Annotated in this window: 28 protein-coding genes, 13 tRNA genes and 1 other annotated feature; of the genes, 30 read left to right on the top strand and 11 right to left on the bottom strand. The window is 37.3% G+C overall.

What is annotated here, in order from left to right; translation table 11 throughout:
* Positions 1-95 precede the first annotated feature (95 nt).
* From HF876_RS13970 to HF876_RS19170, 16 genes are all read left to right on the top strand, one after another.
* A tRNA-Val gene (locus HF876_RS13970) sits at positions 96-171 on the top strand.
* A 119-nt stretch (positions 172-290) separates the two neighbouring features.
* A tRNA-Met gene (locus HF876_RS13965) sits at positions 291-367 on the top strand.
* A 3-nt stretch (positions 368-370) separates the two neighbouring features.
* Positions 371-446 (top strand) — tRNA-Asp (locus HF876_RS13960).
* 22 nt (positions 447-468) lie between these two features.
* Positions 469-544: transfer RNA gene (locus HF876_RS13955), tRNA-Phe, on the top strand.
* A 4-nt stretch (positions 545-548) separates the two neighbouring features.
* Positions 549-624: transfer RNA gene (locus HF876_RS13950), tRNA-Thr, on the top strand.
* Positions 625-633: 9 nt separating this feature from the next.
* Positions 634-717: transfer RNA gene (locus HF876_RS13945), tRNA-Tyr, on the top strand.
* A 6-nt stretch (positions 718-723) separates the two neighbouring features.
* Positions 724-797 (top strand) — tRNA-Trp (locus tag HF876_RS13940).
* Positions 798-822: 25 nt separating this feature from the next.
* Positions 823-898 (top strand) — tRNA-His (locus tag HF876_RS13935).
* A gap of 35 nt (positions 899-933) precedes the next feature.
* Positions 934-1,009: transfer RNA gene (locus tag HF876_RS13930), tRNA-His, on the top strand.
* A 1-nt stretch (position 1,010) separates the two neighbouring features.
* A tRNA-Gln gene (locus HF876_RS13925) sits at positions 1,011-1,082 on the top strand.
* A 6-nt stretch (positions 1,083-1,088) separates the two neighbouring features.
* Positions 1,089-1,163: transfer RNA gene (locus HF876_RS13920), tRNA-Gly, on the top strand.
* Between the two features lie 6 nt (positions 1,164-1,169).
* A tRNA-Cys gene (locus HF876_RS13915) sits at positions 1,170-1,243 on the top strand.
* Between the two features lie 31 nt (positions 1,244-1,274).
* Positions 1,275-1,356 (top strand) — tRNA-Leu (locus HF876_RS13910).
* Positions 1,357-1,713: 357 nt separating this feature from the next.
* A complete protein-coding gene (locus tag HF876_RS13905; protein ID WP_169360660.1) occupies positions 1,714-2,184 on the top strand; it encodes a potassium channel family protein in 471 nt (156 codons plus the stop codon).
* A gap of 132 nt (positions 2,185-2,316) precedes the next feature.
* A complete protein-coding gene (locus HF876_RS13900; RefSeq protein ID WP_169360659.1) occupies positions 2,317-3,879 on the top strand; it encodes an alkaline phosphatase family protein in 1,563 nt (520 codons plus the stop codon).
* 150 nt (positions 3,880-4,029) lie between these two features.
* Positions 4,030-4,164, top strand: coding sequence for a hypothetical protein (locus tag HF876_RS19170; protein ID WP_277347124.1), 135 nt, complete (start codon positions 4,030-4,032; stop codon positions 4,162-4,164).
* A 34-nt stretch (positions 4,165-4,198) separates the two neighbouring features.
* On the opposite strand, the gene HF876_RS13895 is transcribed toward HF876_RS19170, so the two are convergent.
* Positions 4,199-5,275 carry a threonine aldolase family protein gene (locus HF876_RS13895; RefSeq protein WP_169360658.1) on the bottom strand — a complete coding sequence of 359 codons (1,077 nt, stop codon included), beginning with the start codon at positions 5,273-5,275 and terminating at the stop codon, positions 4,199-4,201.
* A gap of 133 nt (positions 5,276-5,408) precedes the next feature.
* Positions 5,409-5,627, top strand: a binding site (T-box leader).
* Positions 5,628-5,671: 44 nt separating this feature from the next.
* Between HF876_RS13895 and proS the strand changes: the two genes are divergently transcribed.
* From proS to HF876_RS13880, 3 genes are all read left to right on the top strand, one after another.
* Positions 5,672-7,111, top strand: a complete 1,440-nt coding sequence (gene proS, locus HF876_RS13890) for a proline--tRNA ligase (RefSeq protein WP_169360657.1) — start codon at positions 5,672-5,674, stop codon at positions 7,109-7,111.
* A 125-nt stretch (positions 7,112-7,236) separates the two neighbouring features.
* A complete protein-coding gene (locus HF876_RS13885; protein ID WP_169360656.1) occupies positions 7,237-7,752 on the top strand; it encodes an RNA polymerase sigma factor in 516 nt (171 codons plus the stop codon).
* A complete protein-coding gene (locus HF876_RS13880; protein WP_169360655.1) occupies positions 7,733-9,055 on the top strand; it encodes a hypothetical protein in 1,323 nt (440 codons plus the stop codon). The genes HF876_RS13885 and HF876_RS13880 overlap by 20 nt, the downstream gene beginning before the upstream one ends.
* 214 nt (positions 9,056-9,269) lie before the next feature.
* Here HF876_RS13880 and HF876_RS13875 read toward each other — a convergent pair whose 3' ends face one another.
* Both HF876_RS13875 and HF876_RS13870 read right to left on the bottom strand, forming a co-directional pair.
* A complete protein-coding gene (locus HF876_RS13875; protein ID WP_169360654.1) occupies positions 9,270-9,788 on the bottom strand; it encodes a hypothetical protein in 519 nt (172 codons plus the stop codon).
* 3 nt (positions 9,789-9,791) lie between these two features.
* Positions 9,792-10,481, bottom strand: coding sequence for a B3/B4 domain-containing protein (locus tag HF876_RS13870; protein WP_169360653.1), 690 nt, complete (start codon positions 10,479-10,481; stop codon positions 9,792-9,794).
* Between the two features lie 57 nt (positions 10,482-10,538).
* On the opposite strand from HF876_RS13870, the gene queG reads away from it, so the two are divergent.
* From queG to HF876_RS13850, 4 genes are all read left to right on the top strand, one after another.
* Positions 10,539-11,678 carry a tRNA epoxyqueuosine(34) reductase QueG gene (queG, locus tag HF876_RS13865; protein ID WP_169360652.1) on the top strand — a complete coding sequence of 380 codons (1,140 nt, stop codon included), beginning with the start codon at positions 10,539-10,541 and terminating at the stop codon, positions 11,676-11,678.
* A gap of 12 nt (positions 11,679-11,690) precedes the next feature.
* Positions 11,691-12,164 carry a tRNA (uridine(34)/cytosine(34)/5-carboxymethylaminomethyluridine(34)-2'-O)-methyltransferase TrmL gene (gene trmL / locus HF876_RS13860; RefSeq protein ID WP_169360651.1) on the top strand — a complete coding sequence of 158 codons (474 nt, stop codon included), beginning with the start codon at positions 11,691-11,693 and terminating at the stop codon, positions 12,162-12,164.
* Positions 12,165-12,474: 310 nt separating this feature from the next.
* On the top strand, positions 12,475-12,657 hold the full coding sequence (locus tag HF876_RS13855; RefSeq protein ID WP_144541921.1) for a hypothetical protein: 183 nt from the start codon (positions 12,475-12,477) through the stop codon (positions 12,655-12,657).
* A gap of 83 nt (positions 12,658-12,740) precedes the next feature.
* Complete coding sequence (locus HF876_RS13850; protein WP_169360650.1) at positions 12,741-13,571, top strand: aldo/keto reductase; 831 nt, start codon at positions 12,741-12,743, stop codon at positions 13,569-13,571.
* 283 nt (positions 13,572-13,854) lie between these two features.
* Here HF876_RS13850 and HF876_RS13845 read toward each other — a convergent pair whose 3' ends face one another.
* Positions 13,855-14,163, bottom strand: coding sequence for a hypothetical protein (locus HF876_RS13845; protein WP_169360649.1), 309 nt, complete (start codon positions 14,161-14,163; stop codon positions 13,855-13,857).
* 176 nt (positions 14,164-14,339) lie between these two features.
* Here HF876_RS13845 and HF876_RS13840 point away from each other — a divergent pair, with 176 nt between their 5' ends.
* Both HF876_RS13840 and HF876_RS13835 read left to right on the top strand, forming a co-directional pair.
* Complete coding sequence (locus HF876_RS13840; protein WP_169360648.1) at positions 14,340-15,038, top strand: DUF2711 family protein; 699 nt, start codon at positions 14,340-14,342, stop codon at positions 15,036-15,038.
* 31 nt (positions 15,039-15,069) lie between these two features.
* Positions 15,070-15,489, top strand: coding sequence for a hypothetical protein (locus HF876_RS13835; protein WP_169360647.1), 420 nt, complete (start codon positions 15,070-15,072; stop codon positions 15,487-15,489).
* A gap of 65 nt (positions 15,490-15,554) precedes the next feature.
* Here the strand turns inward: HF876_RS13835 and HF876_RS13830 are convergent, their stop codons facing one another.
* The 4 genes from HF876_RS13830 to HF876_RS13815 are packed head-to-tail and all read right to left on the bottom strand — an operon-like array spanning position 15,555 to position 17,750.
* Positions 15,555-15,956, bottom strand: a complete 402-nt coding sequence (locus tag HF876_RS13830; protein ID WP_169360646.1) for an HIT family protein — start codon at positions 15,954-15,956, stop codon at positions 15,555-15,557.
* Positions 15,953-16,801: an RluA family pseudouridine synthase gene (locus HF876_RS13825; RefSeq protein WP_169360645.1), complete on the bottom strand. Its 849-nt coding sequence runs from the start codon at positions 16,799-16,801 to the stop codon at positions 15,953-15,955. The genes HF876_RS13830 and HF876_RS13825 overlap by 4 nt, the downstream gene beginning before the upstream one ends.
* Positions 16,802-16,852: 51 nt before the next feature.
* A complete protein-coding gene (locus HF876_RS13820) occupies positions 16,853-17,323 on the bottom strand; it encodes a thioredoxin family protein (protein WP_169360644.1) in 471 nt (156 codons plus the stop codon).
* 1 nt (position 17,324) lies between these two features.
* A complete protein-coding gene (locus HF876_RS13815; RefSeq protein ID WP_169360643.1) occupies positions 17,325-17,750 on the bottom strand; it encodes a disulfide oxidoreductase in 426 nt (141 codons plus the stop codon).
* A gap of 130 nt (positions 17,751-17,880) precedes the next feature.
* On the opposite strand from HF876_RS13815, the gene HF876_RS13810 reads away from it, so the two are divergent.
* The 3 genes from HF876_RS13810 (at position 17,881) to HF876_RS13800 (ending at position 21,675) form a co-directional block, all read left to right on the top strand.
* The gene (locus HF876_RS13810) at positions 17,881-19,422 is read left to right on the top strand and encodes a carbon-nitrogen hydrolase family protein (RefSeq protein WP_169360642.1); all 1,542 of its coding nucleotides are present in this window, start codon (positions 17,881-17,883) and stop codon (positions 19,420-19,422) included.
* An 18-nt stretch (positions 19,423-19,440) separates the two neighbouring features.
* On the top strand, positions 19,441-21,159 hold the full coding sequence (locus HF876_RS13805) for a phospho-sugar mutase (protein ID WP_169360641.1): 1,719 nt from the start codon (positions 19,441-19,443) through the stop codon (positions 21,157-21,159).
* Positions 21,160-21,387: 228 nt separating this feature from the next.
* Positions 21,388-21,675, top strand: a complete 288-nt coding sequence (locus tag HF876_RS13800; protein ID WP_169360640.1) for a hypothetical protein — start codon at positions 21,388-21,390, stop codon at positions 21,673-21,675.
* Between the two features lie 287 nt (positions 21,676-21,962).
* On the opposite strand, the gene HF876_RS13795 is transcribed toward HF876_RS13800, so the two are convergent.
* A complete protein-coding gene (locus HF876_RS13795; protein WP_169360639.1) occupies positions 21,963-22,349 on the bottom strand; it encodes a hypothetical protein in 387 nt (128 codons plus the stop codon).
* Between the two features lie 139 nt (positions 22,350-22,488).
* Positions 22,489-22,854, bottom strand: coding sequence for a DUF5412 family protein (locus tag HF876_RS13790; RefSeq protein WP_169360638.1), 366 nt, complete (start codon positions 22,852-22,854; stop codon positions 22,489-22,491).
* A 333-nt stretch (positions 22,855-23,187) separates the two neighbouring features.
* Here HF876_RS13790 and HF876_RS13785 point away from each other — a divergent pair, with 333 nt between their 5' ends.
* Together HF876_RS13785 and HF876_RS13780 are read left to right on the top strand one after the other, a co-directional pair.
* On the top strand, positions 23,188-24,300 hold the full coding sequence (locus HF876_RS13785) for a GAF domain-containing sensor histidine kinase (protein WP_169360637.1): 1,113 nt from the start codon (positions 23,188-23,190) through the stop codon (positions 24,298-24,300).
* Between the two features lie 11 nt (positions 24,301-24,311).
* Positions 24,312-24,959: a response regulator gene (locus HF876_RS13780; protein ID WP_169360636.1), complete on the top strand. Its 648-nt coding sequence runs from the start codon at positions 24,312-24,314 to the stop codon at positions 24,957-24,959.
* A gap of 758 nt (positions 24,960-25,717) precedes the next feature.
* Here the strand turns inward: HF876_RS13780 and HF876_RS13775 are convergent.
* Positions 25,718-26,266 carry a short-chain dehydrogenase gene (locus HF876_RS13775; RefSeq protein WP_169360635.1) on the bottom strand — a complete coding sequence of 183 codons (549 nt, stop codon included), beginning with the start codon at positions 26,264-26,266 and terminating at the stop codon, positions 25,718-25,720.
* Positions 26,267-26,292 lie beyond the last annotated feature (26 nt).

Below are 26,292 nucleotides of genomic sequence, written 5' to 3'. Positions count from 1 at the left end.
CCCCTTGGTCAAGCGGTTAAGACACCGCCCTTTCACGGCGGTAACACGGGTTCGAATCCCGTAGGGGTCACCATTTATTTTTAAACCAGCATTACGGAGGATTAGCTCAGCTGGGAGAGCATCTGCCTTACAAGCAGAGGGTCGGCGGTTCGAGCCCGTCATCCTCCACCATTTTAATCACACTTAGCATTGTCGCGGGTGGAGCAAATCGCTTCACGAAGAAAGCAAAGCGTGGAAGACGTAAAACTCACTAAATGCGTAGTTGATTTAAATTTCAACACTTATATTATCGCGGGGTGGAGCAGTTCGGTAGCTCGTCGGGCTCATAACCCGAAGGTCACAGGTTCAAATCCTGTCCCCGCAACCAAATGGTCCCGTGGTGTAGCGGTTAACATGCCTGCCTGTCACGCAGGAGATCGCCGGTTCGATCCCGGTCGGGACCGCCATTTATCTTTAATGTACGTATGTGGCTCAGTAGCTCAGTCGGTAGAGCAAAGGACTGAAAATCCTTGTGTCGGCGGTTCGATTCCGTCCTGAGCCACCATTACGCCGGAATAGCTCAATTGGTAGAGCAACTGACTTGTAATCAGTAGGTTGGGGGTTCAAGTCCTCTTTCCGGCACCACTGTCTAGTGGAGGGGTAGCGAAGTGGCTAAACGCGGCGGACTGTAAATCCGCTCCTTAGGGTTCGGCGGTTCGAATCCGTCCCCCTCCACCAGTTATTAGGGGCATAGTTTAACGGTAGAATAGAGGTCTCCAAAACCTTTGATGTGGGTTCGATTCCTACTGCCCCTGCCAAATAATAAGTTAACTTTGAATAATGGCGGTTGTGGCGAAGTGGTTAACGCACCGGATTGTGATTCCGGCATTCGTGGGTTCAATTCCCATCAGTCGCCCCATATTCTATCTGGTTAGCTCTTTTTTTTATTCTGTGGCGGTCGTGGCGAAGTGGTTAACGCACCGGATTGTGATTCCGGCATTCGTGGGTTCAATTCCCATCGGTCGCCCCATTGGGGTATAGCCAAGCGGTAAGGCAACGGATTTTGATTCCGTCATGCCCTGGTTCGAATCCAGGTACCCCAGTTATTTGCGGAAGTAGTTCAGTGGTAGAACACCACCTTGCCAAGGTGGGGGTCGCGAGTTCGAACCTCGTCTTCCGCTCCAAATTAAGGCGGCATAGCCAAGTGGTAAGGCACAGGTCTGCAACACCTTTATCACCGGTTCAAATCCGGTTGCCGCCTCCAATTTTAAAAAAGTATTTACTGCCTTCAATATGCCGGTGTGGCGGAATTGGCAGACGCGCGGGACTCAAAATCCCGTATCTTCGGATGTGTCGGTTCGACCCCGACCACCGGTATCATATTCGTGACTTAACGTCATACATATCAAGATCTCTAACAACTATGTTAGAGGTCTTTTTTGTTGTTTCCTAAAAGGGCGTAATCCCATGTATAAGAGTAATGAATGTCTAGATAAAGTAATTGTTAATCACCAAAAGAGTTCAGGCTGTTATTAACGAAAATAATCATTGCATTAGAAGGCTCTTAAGAATCGTTTCCATGTCTTTTTGTCCTTTAGTAATAAATACGTACATTCCCATGCATACTACGTCTTAATTGATGAAATAAAAGGGTATCTATATTTTCGTTTTCATATTAGTTACTTTGTATATTTTTAAACTGGATGGACACGAGAGACAGAGAGGAAAAGACGCATGTTTTCTACGATACTAATGGGATTGACAATCTTATTTTTGGTAACAACCTTATACTATTTCTTTTCAGGTCATAAATATAAGAAAAGCTATTTTCAGTCAACTTTATTCCAAAAGCTATTTTTCGCTATGCTTGGCTTTACTTTTGGATTTGCTGTTCTTTATTACTTATTGTCTATGGAAGGAGATGTAGTAAGAGTCAGCACTGAAGAGGGGAAAAATGGAGGAGAAAATTTTTTAGATTATCTCTATTTCAGTGGAGTCACCATTTTATCAGTAGGCTATGGTGACTTGGTGCCTGTAGGAAAGGCGCGGTTCTTTGCGCTTATACAATCAGCGATCGGTCTTCTGCTGCCAACCGCATTTTTTGTTAGTGCTTTGAGTGAAAAGGGAGGTAGCAGTGGAGAAGATGCAAAAAACGAAAATGAAAGTGAGCAAAGCAGTGACAATGATGGGCAAACAGGTAGTTGATGTGTCTTTCCTATAAAGTAAAACAACTGGTGAAGATGTCATCTGAAAAGAATATCTTTTATCATTAAATAAGCATGTATTCATTTCGAAATCACCATACTAACAATACGAATGGAAGATAGGTGACTAAAAGTGAAGAAAACAGTACTAATCATATTAGCTATATTGCTTGTTGTATGTGGAGGACTTATATTAGCTATTTCTATGTCTCCAACTAAAAAGCTTAAGGAAGTTAAGATCGAAGCTACTAAAAAGCCGGTAGTTCTTATTGTTGTCGATTCATTAATGGCAGAACCATTGCAGCAGACGATAAAAGAGGGAAAGGCACCGGCGTTCTCATTTTTAATAAATAATGGTGATTTCTATCCAGATTTTATTAGTTCTTATCCAACAATGTCCGTGACAATAGATAGCACCTTGTTGACTGGAACATATGCAAATCAGCATAAAATTCCAGGCTTAATTTGGTTTAAAAAAGATGAGGAACGCATGGTCAGTTATGGAAGTGGGATCAGGGAGATATGGGACAATGGAGTTAAAAATGTAGTGGCTGATAGTGTTATTCGTCTGAATGAAACACATTTAAGTAAGGAAGTTCTAACAATTCACGAAGAATTGGCAAATGCTCAAATTCAGACTGCTTCTGTTAATGGATTATTATACCGGGGTAGCTTTCAGCAGGATTTACATGTACCTAAGCTACTTTCTATTACAGATCTCTTGCCAAAAGAGATAAAAGTGAAAGGACCAATGCTTTTTTCGCTCGGTGGCTTATCTCAATATAATCCAGAGAACGACAGATATAAATACGTCTGGAAGCGGATGGGGGTAAATAATGAGTTTACTTCTAATGAACTGACTTATCTAATTGGACAAGGGAAGCTTCCCGCCTTTACTCTAGCCTATTTCCCAGATGCGGATGCTTCCATACATAAAAATGGTCCTGGTGATAGATCTGGGATTGAGAAGGCTGACCAAGCACTGCAAGAGCTGTTGAATAGTTTTGGCTCTTGGGAAGATGCAGTAGAGGAGGTAACATGGGTAGTCCTGGGTGATAGTGGTCAATCTGCAGTTAAGGAAGAAAAGGAAACGGCTTTGATTGATTTAAATGAATTGTTAAAGGGTTACACCTTCTTAGAAAGAGGAAAAGAAAATGCACAGCTAGCCATCGCAGTGAATGAACGAATGGCCTACATCTATTTAAATGATAAAAAAATCTCTTTTTCTGATGTAGTAGAAAGATTAAAAAAGGATGAACGAATTGGTTTTATTGCATGGAGCGATGAACAAACGAATCATGTTATAAGCACAAACGACAAAGAACTCACCTTCTCACCAAATGGGCCTTATATAGATGAATACAAGCAGTCATGGCAATTAGAGGGAGATATGGCTACTCTAGATATAAAAGATGAGCAAGGAACTTTACGCTATCACACATATCCTGATGCGCTAGCTCGGCTCTACGGCGCACTCCACTCCCAAACCGGAAAAGTTATCATAGTAGATGCAAAGCCTTCTTACGAATTTATTGAAAAACATAGTCATGATCATGCTGGTGGCGGTGCACATGGCTCCCTCCATCGGGTAGATTCCGTTGTTCCCCTAATCGTTTCGGGTGAGACAGAAAGACCACCATCCAACCGACTTGTGGATGTGAAGGAGTGGGTAATAGGGTTGTTGGGTGGCTCATAAAGGAGAGCCGCCTTTTTTATGTAAGCCCAGTAATTATGAACTTTTTACTGTTCCAATAAATATTTGTAATTTCCATTATTAAGAAGTTTTATTTTTCTACAATAGGGAATAACATAATTAGAATCAAAAAAAGAAAGGCGAGGAATTAAAATGATTAAAACATATAACTTTATTATCGAAGGAAAAATTATTGAGGTACACGCAACTTCTAAAACAGAAGCGCAAAGCAAGGCAAACCATATATATGAAGAACTTAAAAGTGAACAGTATCAGCAACAGCAATAAAAGACTCTTAACGAGACGTTAAGAGTCTTTTATTTTATTTCATTTTTTCATTTAAATTCAAAAATAATTGTTCTAGTTGTTCTTTTGGAATTTCTAGATAAGAATCTCCAATACTTATTTCAATTTTACATTTATCCCCATCCAGCTCACTTAAATAGCTAGAAATCCCTATGCGGTTATCAAGCTGGGCTTTGCTAAGAATAGCTGTCATTTCCTCTTGAGAACGATTAAAATGGACATGAAACATATTGGAAACAGGTATTTCTGGTACAGTGTAAATATCCTTACAATCATTAAATAGCTGTGCCAGCTCTACAGAATTTTGGTAGTATTGCTCCATTTTGTGTGCTCGCTTATCAAAATAATAATCTGCTGATAGAATATAAGGATACAAGCTTATAAGTGTTCCACCATAACGCTTTCTCCAAATTTTAGATTTCTCTATGAAATCCTCGTCACCGGCTAGAATAGCTCCCGCAATACCACCAATTCCTTTATAAAAAGACATATAAACACTGTCAAATAGGTCGCAAACCTCAGAGGCTGTTTTATTATAGTACGGTAATACTTCTAAAAGTCGGGCTCCGTCTAAATGAAGCTTTATACCATTTACACGACAATAGGCTGAAATCTGTTCTAATGTTTCAAAGCTAGGAAGCTGGCCACCAATTTCTCTTTGAGGTAGCTCCAATAAAAGACATGCTATGTCTTCTTTAAGGTTTTTTACGTCCTCTAGCTCAATTACTCGATTCTTGTCTGCCAGCAGGATCGTTTTAATCTGGTGTAATTCCTTTAAACCATCCATCTCGTGTATTTCTAAATGACATAAAGGGTGATAGGCAACCTGGTTAAGCTGCTTCTCATCGCACCAAATACGTAAGGCGATTTGCTGAGCCATTGTACCGCTAGGGAAAAATGCAGACGTTCCCTTACCTAAAAGTTTAGCCATTTTCTTCTGAAAGTCTTCTATAATAGACCCGTTACCATAGATATCGCTGAATTGGTCCTCAGAAACATCCTTCAATGCATCCTTTAAGACGGAGATATCTCGATTTCTATGACCGGATAAATAATATGTACATTCGTTAAAGGAACTTTTTAAATCATTCATGTAATCTTCCCCTATCTTGTTTTGTCTTTACCATAATATAAGTATAATGTATTTTTATTCTGATTGTTTAAATTAATTGGTATAAAAGAAGTACGTTGTATTAATACGTTCCTTTTGGTATATTATTAGTAATATACAATCTACGATGTGATCAAGTAAATAAGAATTGTGAAACAGAAAATATAGCGTTTGCTGAGAGCTATATCACCCCTTCTTGTTGAAACCTACCACGGAGATGTTATGCAAACATAACCGATTCGTTATCGTTATCAAACGTTTAGAGGGCTTAAAACTTATTTTAAGCTAAACTAAGGTGGTACCACGTCTATTCAAGCACAAGGACGTCCTTTTACAAGGACAGACTTGTGCTTTTTTATATTTTAAGGAGGAAAAGTAATGACTAACCAACAACAAAACGATTTTACTAAATGGTATATCGACACAATCCAAAAAGCTGATTTAATGGATTATACACCAGTACGTGGATGTATTGCATTTAAACCGGACGGCTACGAAATCTGGGAGCATATCCAAGCAGAGATGAACCAACGCTTTAAAGAGACAGGACACCGTAACGCTTATTTTCCAATGCTAATTCCTGAATCATTTTTCCAAAAGGAAAAGGATCATATTGAAGGCTTCTCACCAGAGCTTCCATGGGTTACAGAGGCTGCAGGTGAAAAACTAGAGGAGCGTTTAGCGCTTCGTCCAACCTCTGAAACGATGATTGGTCATCTGTATTCTGATTGGATTAAAAGCTATCGTGACCTACCTGTACTGATCAACCAATGGGCTAACGTATTCCGTTGGGAAAAGAAAACACTTCCTTTCATTCGTACCTCTGAGTTTTTATGGCAAGAGGGTCATACAGCTCATGTGGATGAAGAGGAAGCTCGTCAAGAAACAATGCAAATGCTAAATATTTATAAAGAGGTAGTAGAGGGACTTTTAGCTATTCCTGTATATGACGGTCAAAAAACTCCATCTGAACGCTTTGCAGGGGCAGTAGATACGTATTCCATCGAAGCTATGATGAAGGATGGAAAAGCGGTTCAGGCTGGAACTTCTCATTACCTTGGAACTAAATTCGCTGAAGCATTCGATATCAAATATTTGAATAAAGAAAACAAGCACCAGCATGTGCATACGACTTCTTGGGGAACTTCTACTCGATTAATCGGATCTGTGATCATGGTTCATGGTGATGAGCAAGGTCTTGTATTGCCACCACGTATTGCACCGACACAAGTTGTTTTAATACCAGTCGGGCCATGGAAAAAGAACCCAGCAATAATGGAAAAACTAGATGAAATCTTTGCTGCATTAAAAGCAAAAGGTATCCGAGTTCGTTTAGACGATTCTGATCAATCACCTGGCTATAAATTTAATGAGTGGGAGCTTAAAGGTGTGCCAGTTCGCGTTGAATTAGGACCACGTGATTTAGAAAACAATCAAGTGCTTATGAAGGCTCGCGATTTAGATGAGAAAGAATCAGTTGATATAAATGTTATTGTGGAGCGTGTGGAAGAAGAGCTAAACACAATGCAAACTCGTCTATTAGAAAAAGCGCGTGCATTCCGTGATGCAAACTCTTATACCCATGTCGATTCCATGGATCAGCTGAAACAGCATTTAGAGGACTCTTCGGAAAAAGGAGAAATCCCTGGATGGATTCTTGCTGGATGGTGTGGAGACGATGCTTGTGAGGAGCATGTTAAAGAAGAAACAAAATTCACAACACGTAATATTCCATTCAATCCACCAGCTGAAAAATCAACTTGTATTAATTGTGGAAAAGAATCGAAACACACGGTATGGTTTGCAAGATCATACTAATTAAATATGGAACACATAAATCAGTCATTGTTTCTACAATGGCTGATTTTTTTATTTTCCAAAGTCTTGTAAGATTAAGGAAAGTAAAACGTCTAATGAAGTAGTAGGGAGATAGGGGGGATCACTTGGAAAGGGATTTAATCGAGGAGTGGTTTGAGTTATATGAGCGGGATGTGACCAGCTTCCTCATTTACTATACGGGCTCTATGGATGTTCAGGACCTGGTGCAGGAAACTTTTCTTCGTGGATTGAAGAAGATTTCCTACTTTAAGGAAGGGGCACATCCAAAAACCTGGTTAATAACCATCGCAAAGAATATAGTGGTTGACCGGGCTAGAAAGAATAATATTTGGAATCGAATAAAATACGTTTTGCGAGATGACAAACAGATAGAGGGATTAGATCATACTGTTTTACTTGGTGAGATGAATCAAGAATTATACCTAGCTATAAATAAATTGCCAGCGAAAAACAAAGAGGTAATTATTTTAAAGTCGATACTTGAATTGACCTCTAAACAAGTAGCAGAAATCCTAGAATCCAATGAAAACCATGTGAATGTTCTTTATCACCGTTCGCTAAAGAAACTGAAGAGCATTTTGGAAAAGGAGGGATTTGAGTATGAAGCGAGAACACGATGATCTGGAGGAACAGTTGCGAAATCTTCCGAAGCATTCTCTTGCTAAAGAAGAAAAGAGAAAAGTGATTTACAGCATTCGAAATGCTTCAAAATCAAACCGATTAAGGTTTCTAAAACCTCTATCTGTAGTTATAGCAACGGCCTGCCTTTTAATGGTTGCTTATTTAGCAAGCCCCATGTACAACCCAGATTTAACGAAAGAAACAGAAGTAGGCATGGGCTCGTTGACGGAGCAGGAATATATAAAAAGTCTTGATCTGCAAATAGAAGACATTAAAAACACGGAGATTACAATGAATGCATCAGGGGATAAGCTCCATGCAGTTAGGACGGAGTTATCTTTAACGTCTAAAGAGCTTATACCAATAGATGTTTGGCATTCTATGGAGTTTCGAGCGGAAAATAAATATCTTTTCTTAAAGGATAGTTACGGTATTGGAAATAGGGCAAGCTATAATTCAAATCCGAATAAGGATAGATATGATTACACAATTACATTTGAATCTTTATATGCAAATTATTCCGAAGCGGAACTACAAAAATTATTAGAGGCAAGCAAAGATATCAATTTTTCGGTGGCTTATAAGGGAAAAACATATGATTTAAATAATGAGTCACCAAAATCCGTTACATTAGACGCACCTTTCGCTACTTCATTTCCTTTACAAGATTCGCCACAAAATGTAATAGGGATAGAAGGGAAAATTGGAATACTAGGGCCTGACAATTTCGTTGCAGAGGATACTCGTCGAGGAGCAAAACTTATGCTCTACTATTGGAGTGATCCTGAATCTTTAGTTGGGAAGGAATATAAGGTAGAGGCGATAAACAGTTATGGAGAGAAGCTTTTATTGTCAGAGGGAGTATTAGCCGCCGGTTTATATAGTGAGGATGCTCATATTTTAACAAGCTTCCCAGCCTTTACTACAGAGGGAGAGTGGCAAGTTTCCTTTTACGTGGAGGAAGAATTGTTTGAGGAATTTAGGATAGAGGTTCTTCCACCTTTTCCAAAGTCCGAACATTACGTGTTGCTAGATTCACCTAAGGAGATTCAAATTGGCGAAACTACTAATGTAATTATAGAAAGCTCTAATGGGGAAAAGGAAAGTATAGAGGTTCTTTTAGTAAATTCAAATGGAGATGAAATTGTACAGAAGAGTAGCTTTCAAAATGACCAAAACCCTGTGATTGACGCAGCTAACGGACAAAGATTATTCCATTACGAGGGAGAAATCAAATTTCCTAAAGAAGGTTCCTGGTACCTTGAAATAGACGGAGAACAAACACAGGTCTTTGAAAATTAACTAAGCAAAAACGCTCCCTCCAAAAATGGAGAGGAGCGTTTTTCATAGCAGGAGATCCGGTAATACTAAAGTTTGTCAATTGCCGTTGCAATGGTTAGTCATTAGTTATTAGTCACAAAGTAAATAGTAAATGGTCATTGGTTTGCCATCAGTTAAATTGTAATGACCTCCTGCTATGCCTTGGCAAGGAGTCTCACCTTACCAAGGATATAAATTAAGCATATTTTTCATCATCAAAGGCAATAGTAACAGCGTAGTTTTTCGCATTAATCAGCCCAGATAATTTATTTGCATCCTTTTCAAAATCTAACGCTTTTTTTCGATATTCTTCTGGCTCATATAAGGCAACCTCTACATAAGTGGTTCCTTCGCCGTAGCCGCTGAATTGGATTCTTTGCTTTTCATGGCTTCCTAACTGTTTATATACTCTTGCCTGGGCACGTAGCTGAGTAGCCATTTCAATTGCCTCCACGATGGTGAGGTCAACTTCCTTATATGTAACTGTATTATTTAAGTTAGCCTCGTATATAAGTCGATCAAGCTTTCGGATATCCGAGCGGATATCATTCATTTCTAAATCGATTGCGCTCACAGTTCTAATAGAAGGAGCAGGAGTAGTCCCCTTCTCAATTACTGTAAAACCAACACGCATCATTTCTATTTCCAGTTCCTGAACTCTCTTCAATAAAATACTCTTTAGTTTTACTGCCTCTGCAAGAAGTATTGGTGCCATAATTTATATCCTCCATTCTACTTGGTTATTGTCTAATACAACACTTGTGGCTTCTCCACCGTGCACTTGAGTGAACATTTGACCCATAGATTCTAATAATTTTGCCGCTTCTTCCTGACTCATAGAAGGACGTAGATATACTGCTTGTATAGCATTCGTTGTACTTTCAGTAACTGCCGTCCGTTTAGAATCGACGAATGGACTTCCGAATGCACCTACTTCATCTTGAAGTGTTAAAATCCCGTGTAAATTATTTTCTCTACCATTCAATCCAAGATAATTTGTTTCTGCATTGCCTACGGTGATAAAGATATCCTCTTTAATCTCATCCAAATTATATATTCCAAGAGGAATCTCATAGCGCATAGAGAAGAAGTTATTTAAATCTACAGCAGAATGCATAGGTGTGATATAATTTTGTTTTGCAATCCTTCTGTACATTGCTTCCATAGAAGGGCGATAACGGTTAGGGTCTGCTCCAAGCTTTTTCCAAAGACCTCGCCATTCCTTTATCCCATCAAAATCATTAACTGCTTTTTCCTCTAATTCGAAAAAAAGCTGTTCTTGAAATAATTGGAGGCGTCCCTTAAGCATTTGAGGGGAAGATGATACAATAATTTTGTTATAATAAATAAGGCCAATTTTAAAAGTAGGCTCTATTTGTAATAGAGAAGTATCTAATTTTACAAACATTTTAAACCATCCTTGTATATATTTTCTTCATTGTACCATACAGAAAGGAGAACTCTAGTGAATATAAACCAGCATCAACAGAACCTCATAGAATACGCTGCATCCATTGGAATTGATAAAATTGGTTTTACCACTGTTTCTCCATTTCATGAATTGAAGAATCGATTAATTCGTCAGCAGGAGTTAGGGTATGCTTCCGGATTTGAAGAGCCGGATCTTGATAAAAGAACAAATCCTCAGCTTTTACTGGAGGAGGCACAGAGCATTATCTCGATAGCTATTGCTTATCCCTCTAAGATGAAGGATGCACCCCAAAGTGTAAAGGGAGCTAGACGAGGAATATTTGCTAGAGCATCCTGGGGAATGGATTACCATACAGTTTTAAGAGAAAAGCTCGCTCAGCTAGAATTATATATTTTAACGCACATACCAGACGCTAGGCTGCGTTCAATGGTCGATACTGGTGAGCTTTCAGACCGTGCAGTTGCCGAACGTTCTGGGATTGGCTGGAGTGCAAAAAATTGTTCAATCATCACCCCGGAATTTGGATCTTATGTTTACTTGGGAGAAATGATTACCTCTATTCCTTTTGCCCCAAGTGAACAAATGGAGGATCAGTGTGGGGATTGTAGGCTTTGCTTAGACGTCTGCCCTACTGGTGCTTTAATAGAAGGTGGTCAGCTGAATGCACAACGATGTATCGCCTTTATCACCCAAACTAAAACGATGGTGCCTGATGAGTTCCGAGCGAAGATAGGGAATCGGATATATGGCTGTGATACATGCCAAACCGTCTGTCCAAAAAATAAAGGCAAGGCTAATCTTCATCAGGAATCATTCAAGCCTGACCCGGAGCTAGTGAAGCCGTTATTGTTACCGTTACTAGGCATGACTAATCGGACCTTTAAAGAAACGTATGGTCATATGTCTGGTTCATGGAGAGGAAAAAATCCAATTCAACGGAATGCAATCATTGCATTGGCACATTTTAAAGAAGAGGCAGCAGTTCCCACGCTGATCGAACTAATGCTACACGATGCAAGACCTGTAATAAGAGGAACAGCAGCATGGGCATTAGGCAAAATTAATACAGAGGAAGGCTTGCTTGCATTAAAGGAAGCAGAAAAAACAGAGCAAGAAGAACAGGTTTTAGAAGAGATTCGCAAGGGTCTTGCGTTTTATACAATTGAAAATTAGGAAGTGGAATCATTGAGTATTAATGTCGTGTTATATCAACCAGAAATTCCTGCAAACACAGGAAATATTGCTAGAACGTGTGCAGGTACAGGCGCTAAGCTTCATCTTATCCGACCATTAGGCTTTTCTACAGACGATAAAATGCTAAAGCGTGCAGGATTAGATTATTGGGAGCATGTGGACATCACCTATTATGATGGGTTAGATGAATTTTTCGCAGCTCACCCTGGAGCTGAATATTACCTGATCACTAAATTTGGTGCGAAGCCACATACTACATTTGATTTTAGTGATTCAGAGAAGAATCATTTCTTTATATTTGGACGTGAGACGAAGGGACTTCCTCGTGAATTTATCGACGCACATCCAGACCGCGCACTTAGAATACCGATGAATGACAATATTCGTTCATTGAATCTCTCGAACACTGCAGCAATTCTTATTTATGAGGCTTTGCGTCAACAGGATTATCCAAACTTACATTAAAAAAAAACGGACGAAGTCTTATTCAGACTCGTCCGTTTTTATGTTGAATAATTATTATTTCTCAGATGCACCTGGTTTGTCGTCGTATCCTGCAGTGAAAATTGCAGTAAGAAACGCAACACAAACGCCAAGAATAAGGATTAGTTTCATACTTAAGCGCCTCCTCTATATATTCTAAATCTTAGTATAACCTAATTTGTAAAAAAATGAAACGATACAATAAAACGAAATTATGTCTGAAATAGAAAGTGTCAAAGTTGCATGTAACGTGTGATTCTACTAGGATAGATAAAAAGGAGTGATTTTTTAAATGGATAATTTGAAAAATGGTCCAGAGAACGGCTCAATGGCAACAAATATGGACGAGGTAAAAACATTAGGCAAGCAAATGGAACGCATGAGAGATAACCAAGAGCTAGAAGAAGATAACCGTGTATCAGACCCTGCTCAATCAGATAGTGCTACAATTATGAAGAAGCGGAAAGACGACTGATTCTTCAGTCGTTTTTTTTGAGTTTGCCTGTCGGGGCAGTGATAGGCGCCTGCGCATTTCTATAAAAGGGAAGGATGAGTTTAATGGAATTACTTGAGAATTCAACAAAGAGATTGGCTAATGGAGTTGAGATGCCACGTATTGGATTAGGGGTATATAAGATGACAGAGCCGGAGGTTGCTCGTAAGGCAATTACGCATGCTTTAGAATCAGGTTATCGTCATATTGATACGGCTTCCTTATATGCAAATGAAAAAGAAGTGGGGGAAGCTGTTCGTGTTTCTGGAATCTCACGCAAAGAGATTTTTGTAACTACTAAGGTTTGGAATACTGATCAAGGCTATGATCAGACGTTAAGAGCCTTTGAAAAGTCTTTAGAGCTATTAGGTATGGATTATGTAGATCTATACTTAACTCATTGGCCAGTTGCTGAGAGTTATATAGATACATATCGTGCAATTGAACGTCTTTACGAGGAGAAGCTTATTCGAGCAACAGGCGTATCTAATCATAATCAGCACCATTTAGAGGCAATTGCTGCTAAAGCTAATATAAAGCCTATGGTCAATCAGATAGAGTGCCATCCTAGACTGACACAGTATGATCTTCGAGAGTACTGTGCGTCCGAGGACATTGCAGTTACGTCTTGGTCACCGCTAGCTAGAGGTAGATTATTAGAGGAGCCTACGTTGGCTCGCATCAGTGCTAAGTATGGGAAATCTACCGCGCAGGTGATTATCCGCTGGCATTTACAGCATGACTTAATTGTTATTCCAAAGTCTATTACTCCGGAAAGAATCCATGGAAATTTCGATGCGTTTGACTTTGAATTATCATTCGAAGATGTGAAAAATATTGATGCACTCAATTTAAATGAGCGAACTGGAGCAGATCCAGATAATTTTAGCTTTTAATAAATAGAAAAAAATGGTCGTTACTGAGGGGATTTCAGTAACGACCATTTTTTATTCGCTGTTATAACATGTATGAATTTTTCCCAGTGAAAGAATAGGAAGTAAAAGGGATACAGCGTCAATAAAGGGGGTTTATTCTAATATTACCCATTAGACATTATTTTATTCAAAAAATTCATGGAAACTGCTTGTTAAAGTTTATAAATTAAAGGAAAGTTTCATATAGGATAACTCAAAAGGTATAACGAATATATTTACTTTCTTCGAAGCAAACAGCCTTCCTTTAGCCCCACCACATTAAACAAACAAATACTGACCACAAGGATACGATGAGGCCAATCATGGCAACACCTAAAATGTATACATCATTAAACTGTTTATCTATTTTTTTAACCTTAACTAACAAATATACTAATAAAGGTGTAGCTAAGTATAGGATGATACTAATCACCGTTATGATGGTCAAGTAATATACCGGTGGGACGTTATTAGCCATATTTTCATCTACATAATAGGCTAAAGCTTGTCCGAATAAGCCTAATAGGGTTGCAATTATTATTAATACCCACAAAAGAAAGTGCCATTTTTTCAAAACTCATGCCTCCTTAGTTAATTTAGAGAATAATATATTTAGTGTAATATTACACTAAATATAACTAATTTTCTAAAAATTTTAATCTTAATTTTGAAGGGAATCTTAATTATTTATAGAAGGTATGTATGGTGCTTTTAATGGAAATGATTCTGCGACCGAAGGAGGGATTTTTTATGACAAAAGAGAGAATTTTACCGAAGCCAGATAGATATGCTGTTTGTTCCCCTGATGGTATACCTATTAAGGAATTTTATAAGGGAATATTTGAAGAAGTTTTTCTCTTTTTTCATCCTTTTATTAAACCAAAAACAATTAAATATGAACTCTTTGAGCCAGATACATATCCAAGTATAACCGACATTATGAAACATTGTGAGATCCTTACTTGGAGCCAGTTTTTAAAGCTTTCTAGTATTGATAACTATCAACAATTAGATATTGGATTAAGAACTTCTATTTCAGGGCTAAACCAAACCTATAAAAATGAAAAAATAGCTAAGGCTATTCTAGATGTATGTGAGCAAGAAGAAATTATTGCTCCAGCAGAGGGATGTTTCCCAGAAACGTTAATATCAGGTGTATTGGAGAGTATAAAAAAACAGGGACATGATTGGATTTGGTATGGAGATGAATTTGGTACAGAACGAAAATTAGAGTATGTTGACGATTTAGTTACCAATTGCGACACTTTTCCTATCCATCCTATAAACCTCTTTACTCATGATCATAGTATATTGTTAACCACCCATTGGGATAGTCATTTTTCAATGCTATGTTCAGATAAAAATACAATAAATGAAATAGTTACATCCTGTAATCTAGAAGGTTTTTATTGCGATGAAAGTACCAGAATCTATTGGAGTATAAATTGATTTTATAATGTTTTTAAAGGGGAGATGTGTTATGTCTTTTGAGGAATTAACAAAAGAAAAAGGATACCATATTTCATTTGAAAGTATTTCAGAACCTCGAATAGATGGAATTCAGCTTAGAATAATAGTAAATAAAAGTGCCAATCCAACTGATTTACTTATTTATCCCCACCCAGATAGTAATGTTACAAGGTTACAGATTGATTTTAAAAACTATATATCCTATTACGTTATTTATGATGATTATACTAAATGGAATGATGAAGAAGAGTACGAGGGGGAATCCTTTGGAATTTATAAAAAATCTAATTTCTTTCGTTTCTTACAAGAGGACACATCTTTAGGTTCGTATTTTCCAAATGGAACAATTACTCATTATTCGTTATCTTGTATCGAACATAGAGTAGACATCGTTTCAAAATATGAGCCAGTAATTACTGCACTAAAATGAAGTTTTTACTCCGATTTATATGGCAACAGTTAATCTTACTTTTCTATGACAAAAAAAACATCGATTTAATCGATGTTTTTAGTTTGAGCTCTTTTATTTTCAGGACTCTTTAGCCAATGGCGGATACCTTTTCCAGCATATGGCTCATCTACATAACGAGGGATGATATGTAAATGAGCGTGCATAATATGTTGACCACCAATTGAGTTGCAATTCCAACCAATGTTGTAGCCATCAGGATTGTATAGCTTGTCTATATAGTCTTTTGCTTCTTTAAGTAGATATTTCGTTGCAGTCCATTCCTGTTCGGTTAATTCAAAAACTGTTTCTCGATGTGCCCGTGGAATTATAAGTCCAGAGCCTATAAGGATTTCCTGTGGTACTTGAATAAACATACAATTTTCATTTTCAAGAACAACCTTTTGATTATCAATTAAGTCGAGGTGACAAAAAGGACAATCGTTCAACGCTTATCCTCAGCAATAATTACTTCTCCAGTAATCGGATGCTTGAATTGAACTTTAAAGGCATGTAATTCATATGTTTTAGTAGGTGATCTTTTTGCACCATATAAATCATCTCCAACAATGGGGTGACCTAGATGTGCTAAATGTACTCGAATTTGATGCGTACGACCCGTTTCTAAAATAGCATGAACCTTTGTAAATTGTTCATGTCGGCCGACTACCTCATAATGGGTAATTGCCAACTGTCCAGAAGGAGATACACGTCTTCTAGTAGGATGGTGTCGGTCGCTTCCAATAGCAGCACGAACGGTACCATGATTACTCTTCATTTGACCTTCTACAATCGCTTCATACGTGCGGACAATTTCTTTTTGCTCAATCATTCGGTCTAGCATGCCTTTAACGATTGGATTCTTCGCTACTACTACCAGCCCTTTTGTGCCTTCGTCTATGCGGTGAATATGCTCGCCGTAGGAATGTCCCTTGCTCTGCAAGTAATGGGTAACTGTATTCATCAATGTATGGTTTTGACCTTGCTCGTTCGGGTGAGTCGCTACTCCTCGCGGCTTAGAGGCAATGAGTAAATACTCGTCCTCATAGGCAATATACAAAGGGATTCGGTCAGAGGGTAAATAGCTGGAGGATTCTCCTTCCCATTTGAAAGTCAAAACATTGCCCTTCTGCTGTGGTAATTTCCATTGTAATAGTTCCCCGTCTTGATCGGTCACAGCTTTTTGCATTCGGAGCTCATGTATAAGTTTCTTGCCGAGCTTCCATTTAGTTTGGAGCAGCTGATCGATTGTCAGATCATCCTCTTGAATCGTATAAGTAAGTATATGTTGCATAATCTCTCTCCTTTAAAAAAGGTCATGTCAATGAGACATGACCCTTTTTCTTTATTTTAATACAACTTGATCAAAAAATGCTTGAATATTTTCATTTGGCTGTGCATTATGCATACGAGCCACTTCTTTACCATTTTCAAAATGAATTAAGGTAGGTGTACCTTCGATTTGGAAATCATCCCACCCTTGTTCATACTCTAAAACATTATATTTTAAAATCTCTACATTGTTTTCCTCGGCAAGTGGCGTTAGTCTTGGTGTCATTTCCTTACAATATGAGCATTCAGGACTGAAGAAATAAACGGTAAAGGTTTCCCCTTTTTTAATTTTATTATCTAGATCCTTTGGTAAAATAATATTTTGGTAATTTGGATCATCAAGTAAGTCAATAGTGGATTGCTTTAGATTATCTGTATCATAAGGATTATTCTCTAAAGCATTTTTATTTTTTTGACTGTTTAATACAAAAATTAATACAAAAACTAATATTATTACTCCGCCGATAATGGCAACTTTCTTCATGTTACTTGTCCTCCTTGAGACTCTTCAAAATAACTAAGCTACTAATTGCGATTAAAAGAAACGCTATTAAAGCTAAGAATGGGATAGTGATAAATCCGAATACATTTATATATTCACCAGTACAAGGAACTCTACCGCAAGCAGGGGCTACGTCCTGTAAAAAAGCCAGCTTTTGTAGACTATAATGATAAATAGAGAAGCATAGTCCTATTGTGGAAAATATGAGGGTAGTAACAGCTATCTTTGCATTTTTTTGTGCTATAGCTATCCCAAGTATGATCACAAGAGGATACATGAGAATGCGCTGATACCAGCATAACTCGCAGGGCTCGTATTGCCGTATCTCAGAGAAATACAAGGAACCCAGAGTCGCTGCAAATGCAACGGACCACATGAATAACATAATATTTTCGATTTTCTTAGTCATAGTTATGCTCCTTTAAAATGCTTTGAACTCAAATAGAATTATAAGCGTTAAAAGGGGGCATGTAAAATATTTTATATGTGAACAAAAGAGTTATATAATGAAAGTTAGTACTAAAAAGAGGAGCGGTATAATGTCGGAAGAATTTGATTTATCACAGTTTGAAAAAAGTATGATTATTAGAGAAATGACTTTCTCAGATATAGATTCGATTTTAGAAATTTCACGTTTATGTTTCCCAGGTATGGATCCTTGGAAGGTTGAACAATTAAAAAGTCACTTGACCATATTTCCAGAGGGACAATTGGTTGCCGAATTAGACGGCAAGGTAATTGGCTCCTGTTCAAGTCTTATTATTAACTTTGATGAGTACGATGATCGCCATTCTTGGTCTGACGTAACTGATAAAGGGTATATCACCAATCATAATCCTGATGGATATAATCTATATGGGATTGAAGTGATGGTACATCCTAAATATCGCCGAATGAAAGTTGGACAAAGACTTTACGAAGGTAGAAAGGACATTGCACGCCAATTCAATTTAAAATCAATCATTATTGGTGGACGTGTACCAAATTATCACAAGCATGCCGATGAAATGTCACCACGTGAATACGTAACTGCAGTATCTCGACATAAAATATATGATCCAGTTCTAACATTCCAGCTTATGAATGGCTTTACGCTAATGCGTATTAATCCAAATTATTTACCAGATGACGTTGCCTCTGCAAAATATGCAACATTAATGGAATGGAATAACGTCGATTATATTCCATTGTCCAAGCGACACTTTAAAACAAGCTACCCGGTACGAATTTGTGCAGTTCAATATATGATGCGAAAGATTAATTCTTTTGAGGAATTTGCTAACCAATGCGAGTACTTTGTAGACGTTGCTTCAGACGCTCAATCAGACTTTGTGGTATTCCCAGAAATTTTTACAACACAGCTTATGTCCTTTTTAGATGAACAATCTCCAAGCCAGGCTGTACGTAAGCTAACAGAGTACACTCCTCAATATATGGAGCTATTCTCTGATCTAGCCGTACGATATAATATTAATATTATTGCGGGTTCCCATTTCGTAGAGGAAGAAAATGAGGAAATATATAATATTGCTTACTTGTTCCATCGTGATGGATCTATTGATAAGCAATATAAAATTCATATAACTCCTAATGAAAGAAAATGGTGGGGGATCAGTGCAGGAGATTCCGTTAAAGTTTTTGATACAGACTGTGGGAAAATTGCCATCCAAATATGCTATGACATCGAATTTCCAGAGCTTGCAAGAATTGCAACAGATATGGGAGCAAATATTATTTTCACTCCATTTTGTACCGAAGATCGCCAAGGCTATTTAAGAGTTCGATATTGTGCTCAGGCTCGCGCTGTCGAAAATCAAATCTATACGGTAATCTCTGGGACTGTAGGGAATTTACCTCAAACTGAGAATATGGATATCCAGTATGCTCAATCAGCAATCTTTGCCCCTTCTGATTTTGAATTTGCTCGTGACGGAATCGTTGGAGAAACAGAGCCTAACGTGGAAATGGTATTAATCGGAGATGTGGATTTAGAAATTTTAAGAAGACAGCGTCAAGATGGTACTGTTAAGCATTTAAAAGACCGTCGACATGATGTATACAGTATAGATTATAAAAAATGATGGATGGAGTAGAGATATATGTCCTATAAAAAACTCTTCGAACAATGGAATAGTACAAATGAGATGGAAACGGTATGGAAGGAAGACTTAGCGCTTTTAGCGAGAGATGAAAAAAGACAAGAGGATGCCTTTTACAGAGATTTGGAATTTGGAACTGGTGGTATGCGAGGAGAAATAGGAGCTGGCACGAACCGTATAAACAATTATACGGTTCGCAAAGCAACGACGGGTCTAGCAGAATATATCAAGGCTGCTGGTAAGGACGCAATGAATCGTGGTGTAGTTATTGCTTATGATAGTCGAAGATTTTCTCCAGAGTTTGCACAAGAGGCAGCGAACACGCTAGCTGCTGCTGGTATTAAGGCTTATATTTATCGTGAGCCTAGAACAACTCCACAGCTTTCTTTTTCAGTGAGAAAGCTTAATGCATATATGGGGATTGTTATTACTGCTAGTCATAACCCACCTGAATACAATGGTTATAAAGTATACGGGCAAGACGGCGCCCAGTTAAATTTACAGGATGCAGATACTGTTATTGAATATGTTAAAAAAGCGGGAGACGCACTATCTATTAAAAATAATGAAATTGATGAGGATCTAATCGTTTATTTAGATGAGAGCATGGATTCCTCATACATAGATGCGTTAAAAACGGTACAAGAAAATCCCAAACTAGCATCAAAGACAGATTTAAAGGTAGTATTTACCCCATTACATGGGGCTTCGGGTAAAACTACAAAGCGTATTTTGGCCGAAGCAGGCTATCAGCATATCTTTTTCGTGGACGAGCAAATGGAGCCAAATGGAGATTTTCCAACGGTTGTGTCTCCTAACCCAGAGGAGAAAAGTGCCTTTGAATATGCTATCCGATATGGTGAGCAGCATGAAGCTGATATTTTAATAGCTGTAGATCCAGATGGTGACCGTGTAGGAGCAGCAGTTAAGACAAAAAGTGGCTATAAACTCCTGACTGGCAATCAAACCGGGGCTATTTTAATAGAGTACCTATTGATGATGCGTAAGGAAAAAGGGACGATGCCAGCAAAAGGCCGAGTGTTTAAAACAATTGTCACGTCTGATTTAGGCAGAGTAATAGCAGAATACCACGGTGCAAGTACGGAGGACGTGCTAACAGGTTTTAAATTTATCGGGGAGAAAATTAAACACTACGAGGAAACAAAAGAATATGAGTTTCTTTTTGGTTATGAGGAAAGCTATGGCTATTTAGTAAAGGACTTTGCAAGAGATAAGGATGCAATTCAAAGTGTCTTGGCATTAGTCGAAGCAGCTGCCTACTATAAACAGAAGGGGCTGACATTAGTAGATGTCTTGAACAGTCTATATGAAAGACATGGCTATTATCTAGAAGGCTTAGTGTCCGTTACGAAAAAAGGCGTTAGTGGAGCAAAGGCGATTGCTAACCTGCTGGAGCAAATCAGAGTGAATCCTATAACAGAAGTTGCAGGTATCGAAGTGCTTTCACAGGAAGATTATTTATCATCTGTACGAACATTTACTGATGGCAGAGAGCAAGAGAAGATATTGTTGCCATCTTCCAATGTATTAAAATACTTCTTGGCAGATGGTTCTTGGGTATGTGTACGACCTAGTGGAACAGAGCCAAAAATCAAATATTATTTTGGAGTAACAAGTGATTCAGCAGAAGAAAGCCAGAAAAAGCTGGAAGCGATCAAAGAATCCTTTACCGAAAACTTAAATCAATATTTAGAATAGAGAAGAGGCGCTGAAATTTTTTCAGCGTCTTTCATAATATAAAGAAGGATTTAAAAAGAGCATGGTCTATGGATTATTTTAGTTGTATTTAAGGTAATATTATAATCAGTAATTTAAAGTGATAATTGTATATTATTGGTATAATATAAGTGCAAAGACGGTTTAGCTGAAATTTTGTTTTGGCTTATTATGTATAATGTCAAATTTGGCTATAGGAGTGTTGTTTAAATGTTAACTTCTTTGTTCGTTTTGGTGCTAGTTTTTGGGATACTAACTTTCATTCTTACTTTTAAACGATCTTGGACATTTAACTTAATAATATGGGGCATTTATTTAGCTGTTATATTTGCACCAATATTCACTGTTGTGTATGCATTTATGTATGAGAACATATTCGAAAGCGGATTGGCAGGAAGAGCATTCGTCCTGTTCGAAATAATTGCATTTCTAATGGTCGTAGTTGGTTGTATTGGAATTATTAAAAAGAAAAAGATGAAATCTGATGTTCAATTATAAATCAGCTATTCACTAGAGGTGTAGAATAGGATTTACTATATGAATTTTAAATATGATAAAAGTTTAATCGTATTCAAGGAAACTCTTGAGTACTTTTTTTATTAAGGCTATGTTAAAGGTCAAGGTTGATTTTAGATACACATAAAAAAATGAGCTAGAATATTTTCTCCCGGCCCATGTTAATTTAATATTATTTTTTACTAAAGTACCCGTCAGTTTAAGTACAATGCGTCACAAAGTACTGAATTATTGGTATGGATTTTCACCAGTTAAGCATATTCAGTGACTTAAAAACTCTTTTCTACATGAAAAAAGGACTTTCTAACATAAAGTGTATAAATTAAGACGATTACTGACCAAATAAAATTACCAATAAACGGTTGTTGATTATTTGAGAATAATAGAATATAGCTTATTAGACCAAATCCAAATGAATATAAAATCATTAACCAAAATCCCCATCTTTTTAAACGCATATAACCATTTATGATGACAAGGGAAACAACTGCCAATATAATCCTAAATGGCTGTTCTGGAAAGTTTGGTAAACCAAACCTATCTGCTATGCCAAATTCCTCTGCATCTGGATTAATAAATACGGCTGTGAAAATCAATACAACTGCACCGAAAATGTAAAAATAACTAATAAAAAATACTCCTAAAGGTCTTTTCATTTTTCACCCTCTTTACACTGTTTAAATTTAATCCTTATCCCTTATCTTATTCACCCGACCTGCCCGTTAGTAAAAAGGCTCTACTCCTAATTGAAGTAAAGCACCCGTTAGTTGAATAAGAACATTATATTTCTACAATTTATTCATTCCTAAAGTCATAAGTATCATCAATATCAATTTCTATACCATTAACAACAATCGTTCCATAATTTATCCATCGAACTTCTTTAACATTTGGAGCCACTAAAAAAATGTTCTTTTTCAAATCCGATTTACTATCTTCAAGCACACCGACATATGTTACATCGTTATGGAATATTAGCCCTCCGTTAAAATAAACCGTTATTCTTTTCTCTCCATCTGGTGAAACATAAATACCTTCTTCATTATCCTCATCCACTTGTATACTACCTAACTTTGGGTTTAATTCCTGATACATAAATACTATGCCAGACAAAATAGTTACTACAAAAAACATAATTAAAAGTTTTATTATCTTACTCATTTTTTAAACCCTCTCCATAAAACAATTCATATTTGAAATCTATACAAATTTTCCATTTTATCCTAAGACGTTGTCATCAATCGAGAAGTTTCGATTTTGCTTCAATACTAATAGGTTTATAAAATTTCTTCTTCACCTAATCTGCGACTTTAGTTTAAGTGTAACATTTCACAATGCAAAACCAACCCTACTCTTTAACATAGCGCTTTATTTATTACAAGTAGGGTTCGAATTTTATACTGTCAGTCAAAAGTATGATGCTTCTGTTATTTATATGTAGACCTTATACATGATAAGATGAATATAACAGGTAGGTTAGATGGAGGAGTTATAATGCAATCGAAGGAACTTTCCAATATAGAGCTATTGAAAGAAATAGCAGAGCTAATCAACGAAGAAACAGATATGGAACAAATGCTACAGGGAGCGCTTCGTAAGCTTTTAGAGGGAACTATTTTTGAGACGGGATGGATTTTTTTCATTAATGAAAAAGGGAAGCAGGAGCTAATTGCGCATGAAAACCTTCCCAAGTCACTTGAAAAAAATGATTGCCGACACCTGCAAAAGGGTGGCTGTTGGTGCGTGTCTCGATATAGAAATGGAGAATTACAAAAGGCTTCTAACATAATAGAATGTCAGCGAATAGAAAATGCTCATAAAAAAGATGTAAATGAAGAGGGAATCACACATCATGCAACAGTACCTTTACAGTCTGGGCAGGAACGCTTTGGTTTGTTAAATGTAGCTACAGCGAATACTGTCCGTTTTGAGGAAGGTGAGTTAGCCTTATTAGAATCTGTTGCATTTCAAATTGGATCAGCGATTAAAAGAATATTATTGACTAAGCAAGAGCAACAGGTGGCGCTTGTTCAAGAAAGAAATAGACTTGCTCGAGATTTACATGACTCTGTAAATCAGTTGCTTTTTTCAGTGACCTTGACTGCTCGTGGTGGAGTTGAAATGACAGACCAAGCCGAAGTAAAGAATACCTTTAAAGAGATTCAATATTTAACTCAGGAAGCACTAACCGAGATGAGAGCACTTATTTGGCAACTGCGCCCTAAGGGTCTAGAAACTGGAATTATAGAAGGGTTAAAGGGATACGGAGATATTCTTGGATTATCCCTAAGCATAAAGGTAAAAGGAGTTATCCAACTTCCGGCAAAGGTAGAAGAGACTTTGTTCCGCATAACGCAAGAGGCACTAAACAATATACGCAAACATTCTGGAGTAGTTAAGGCAGAAATTTATATGACAGTCACAACAACCGATGTGCTTTTAGTTGTAAAAGATGAGGGCTGTGGTTTTCACATGAAGGATTTAAAATCACTTCCTTCAATAGGTCTGCAAAGCATGAAGGATCGGGCAAACTCGATTGGTGGTACAGTGGACTGGGTGACAGAAGTCAACAAAGGGACAGAGATATTAGTAAGATTACCTTACTAGGGGGGATTGGAATGATAAGAGTATTAATAGCTGATGATCACCATGTTGTTCGCAGAGGTTTAATGTTTTTTTTGAAAACACAGAAGGATATGGATATCGTCGGAGAAGCAACTAATGGAAAAGAAGCTGTAGAACTGACTGAGGCTTTAAAGCCAGACATTATTTTAATGGATTTAGTTATGCCAGAGATGGATGGAATACAAGCAACCAAAAGAATAAAAGCAGAATTTCCTGATATACAAATACTGATGCTAACAAGCTTCTCGGATCGGGATCATGTCATCCCAGCTTTAAAGGCAGGAGCAGCAGGGTATCAGCTAAAGGATATCGAGCCAGATGACTTAGCCGACTGTATAAGAAAAATTATGCGTGGAGAAAACACTATTCATCCTGAGGCAACTAGTCAGATGGAAAGAGAAAACGAGCCGAAAGAAGTGCTTCCACATGAGGAATATCCATTAACCCCTAGGGAGCAGGATGTACTGTCAGAGCTTACAAAAGGCAAAAGTAACAGAGAGATAGCATCGTCTTTATTTGTCACAGAAAAGACCGTAAAAACTCATATTTCGAATATATTCGGTAAGCTACACGTCCAGGATCGAACTCAAGCTGCACTATACGCAGTAAAGCATGGTTTAACGGAATCGAGTGGTCAATAGATATCCATTAACATTTTTATAAAAATAGAAGAAGGAGTACTTTCATTTTCGTACTCCTCCTTAAAATAACAATAAATTTATTTGGCTATGTTAAAGGGAAAGGTTGATTTTAAATACACATAATAAATGAGCTAGGATATTTTCTCCTGGCTCATTTTACTTAATTATTATTTTTGATTAAAGCACCTCGTTAGTTGAATAGAAAAAGGGGCTCTATCTGTTTAAAAGCACTTTTACAATACTCTATTATTAGAGACAAATTATTAACTTAAAAGTAATTCAAAAAAGAATATTCCGAAAGAAAAACCTAATAGTAATATAAAAGCATATAACAACTTCATTTTCATTGTTTGGTCATCGAAAACCATTCCTGAATAACGATACATCCAATAAATTATTGGTAAAACTACTACAATACAAAAAATACTTTCAAAGGAAAAACTGAGATTAACGGTAGTGCTAATCTTTGACAGAAGAGATGTTAAGCATCCTACCACAAAACCAATTGTATACCCACCTAGTAAAAAGTGTTTTAATTCAACTTTTCTTTCCAAGACCTTTCACCTTCTTAAAACTGTTTTTTTAAACAAAAGATTTTCTTACAAGTTAAACAACATTCTTCAACTAACCTGCGGCGTTAGTTTAAGTGTAACATTTCACATAGAAAACCAACCATAGCCTTTAACATAACCATTTGTTTAACAAAACGATAACCTAGTACATTTCTTCCAAGGCTGCAGAATGTTCACTTTTATGTTTTATAGGTGCTTTTCCAGTGATTCAATTTGACCAATGGTTAGTATGTTTTTTCTTTTCTTGATAGCTTCAATTACTCCATCTGAAATTTCCTTCTGTGTTAACCACCTTGGGCGGGTACCTTCTATTAAAAATCCCAATTGAACTTGATGATAGGAACAATTTTTAGGCAGTATAGCTTCTCGTTTAACCCTTTTTAAATCCGAGCTACTCCCTAAAATATGAAATAAATCCCACCTAATTTTACTAATGGAAACCTCCGCTGCAATTATTTTAAGTGCCTCTGGAGCAGTCGAGTGTATCCAAGCTACCACAATATCAATCCCACCATTTTCATTAATTGTTGTATGCACCTTCTTTTGTAATTCAGCATAATTGTTATAATCAAGAAGAAGTGGGGTTATATGATTATTTAAGTCCGTCTGTTCTATTAGATCTTTCATGCGTTTGGGATTTCTAGCGATAATTGAAACATGATATCCCTGATTTAATAACCAGAGGGAGACTCTGGATAGCATCCCAGTTCCACCGACTACTAAGGCATGATTCATAATATTTCCTCCTTACGATACAATTG

Source organism: Psychrobacillus sp. BL-248-WT-3, from assembly GCF_012843435.1.
GTDB lineage: Bacteria > Bacillota > Bacilli > Bacillales_A > Planococcaceae > Psychrobacillus.
This window is presented reverse-complemented; position numbering and strand designations above follow the sequence as displayed.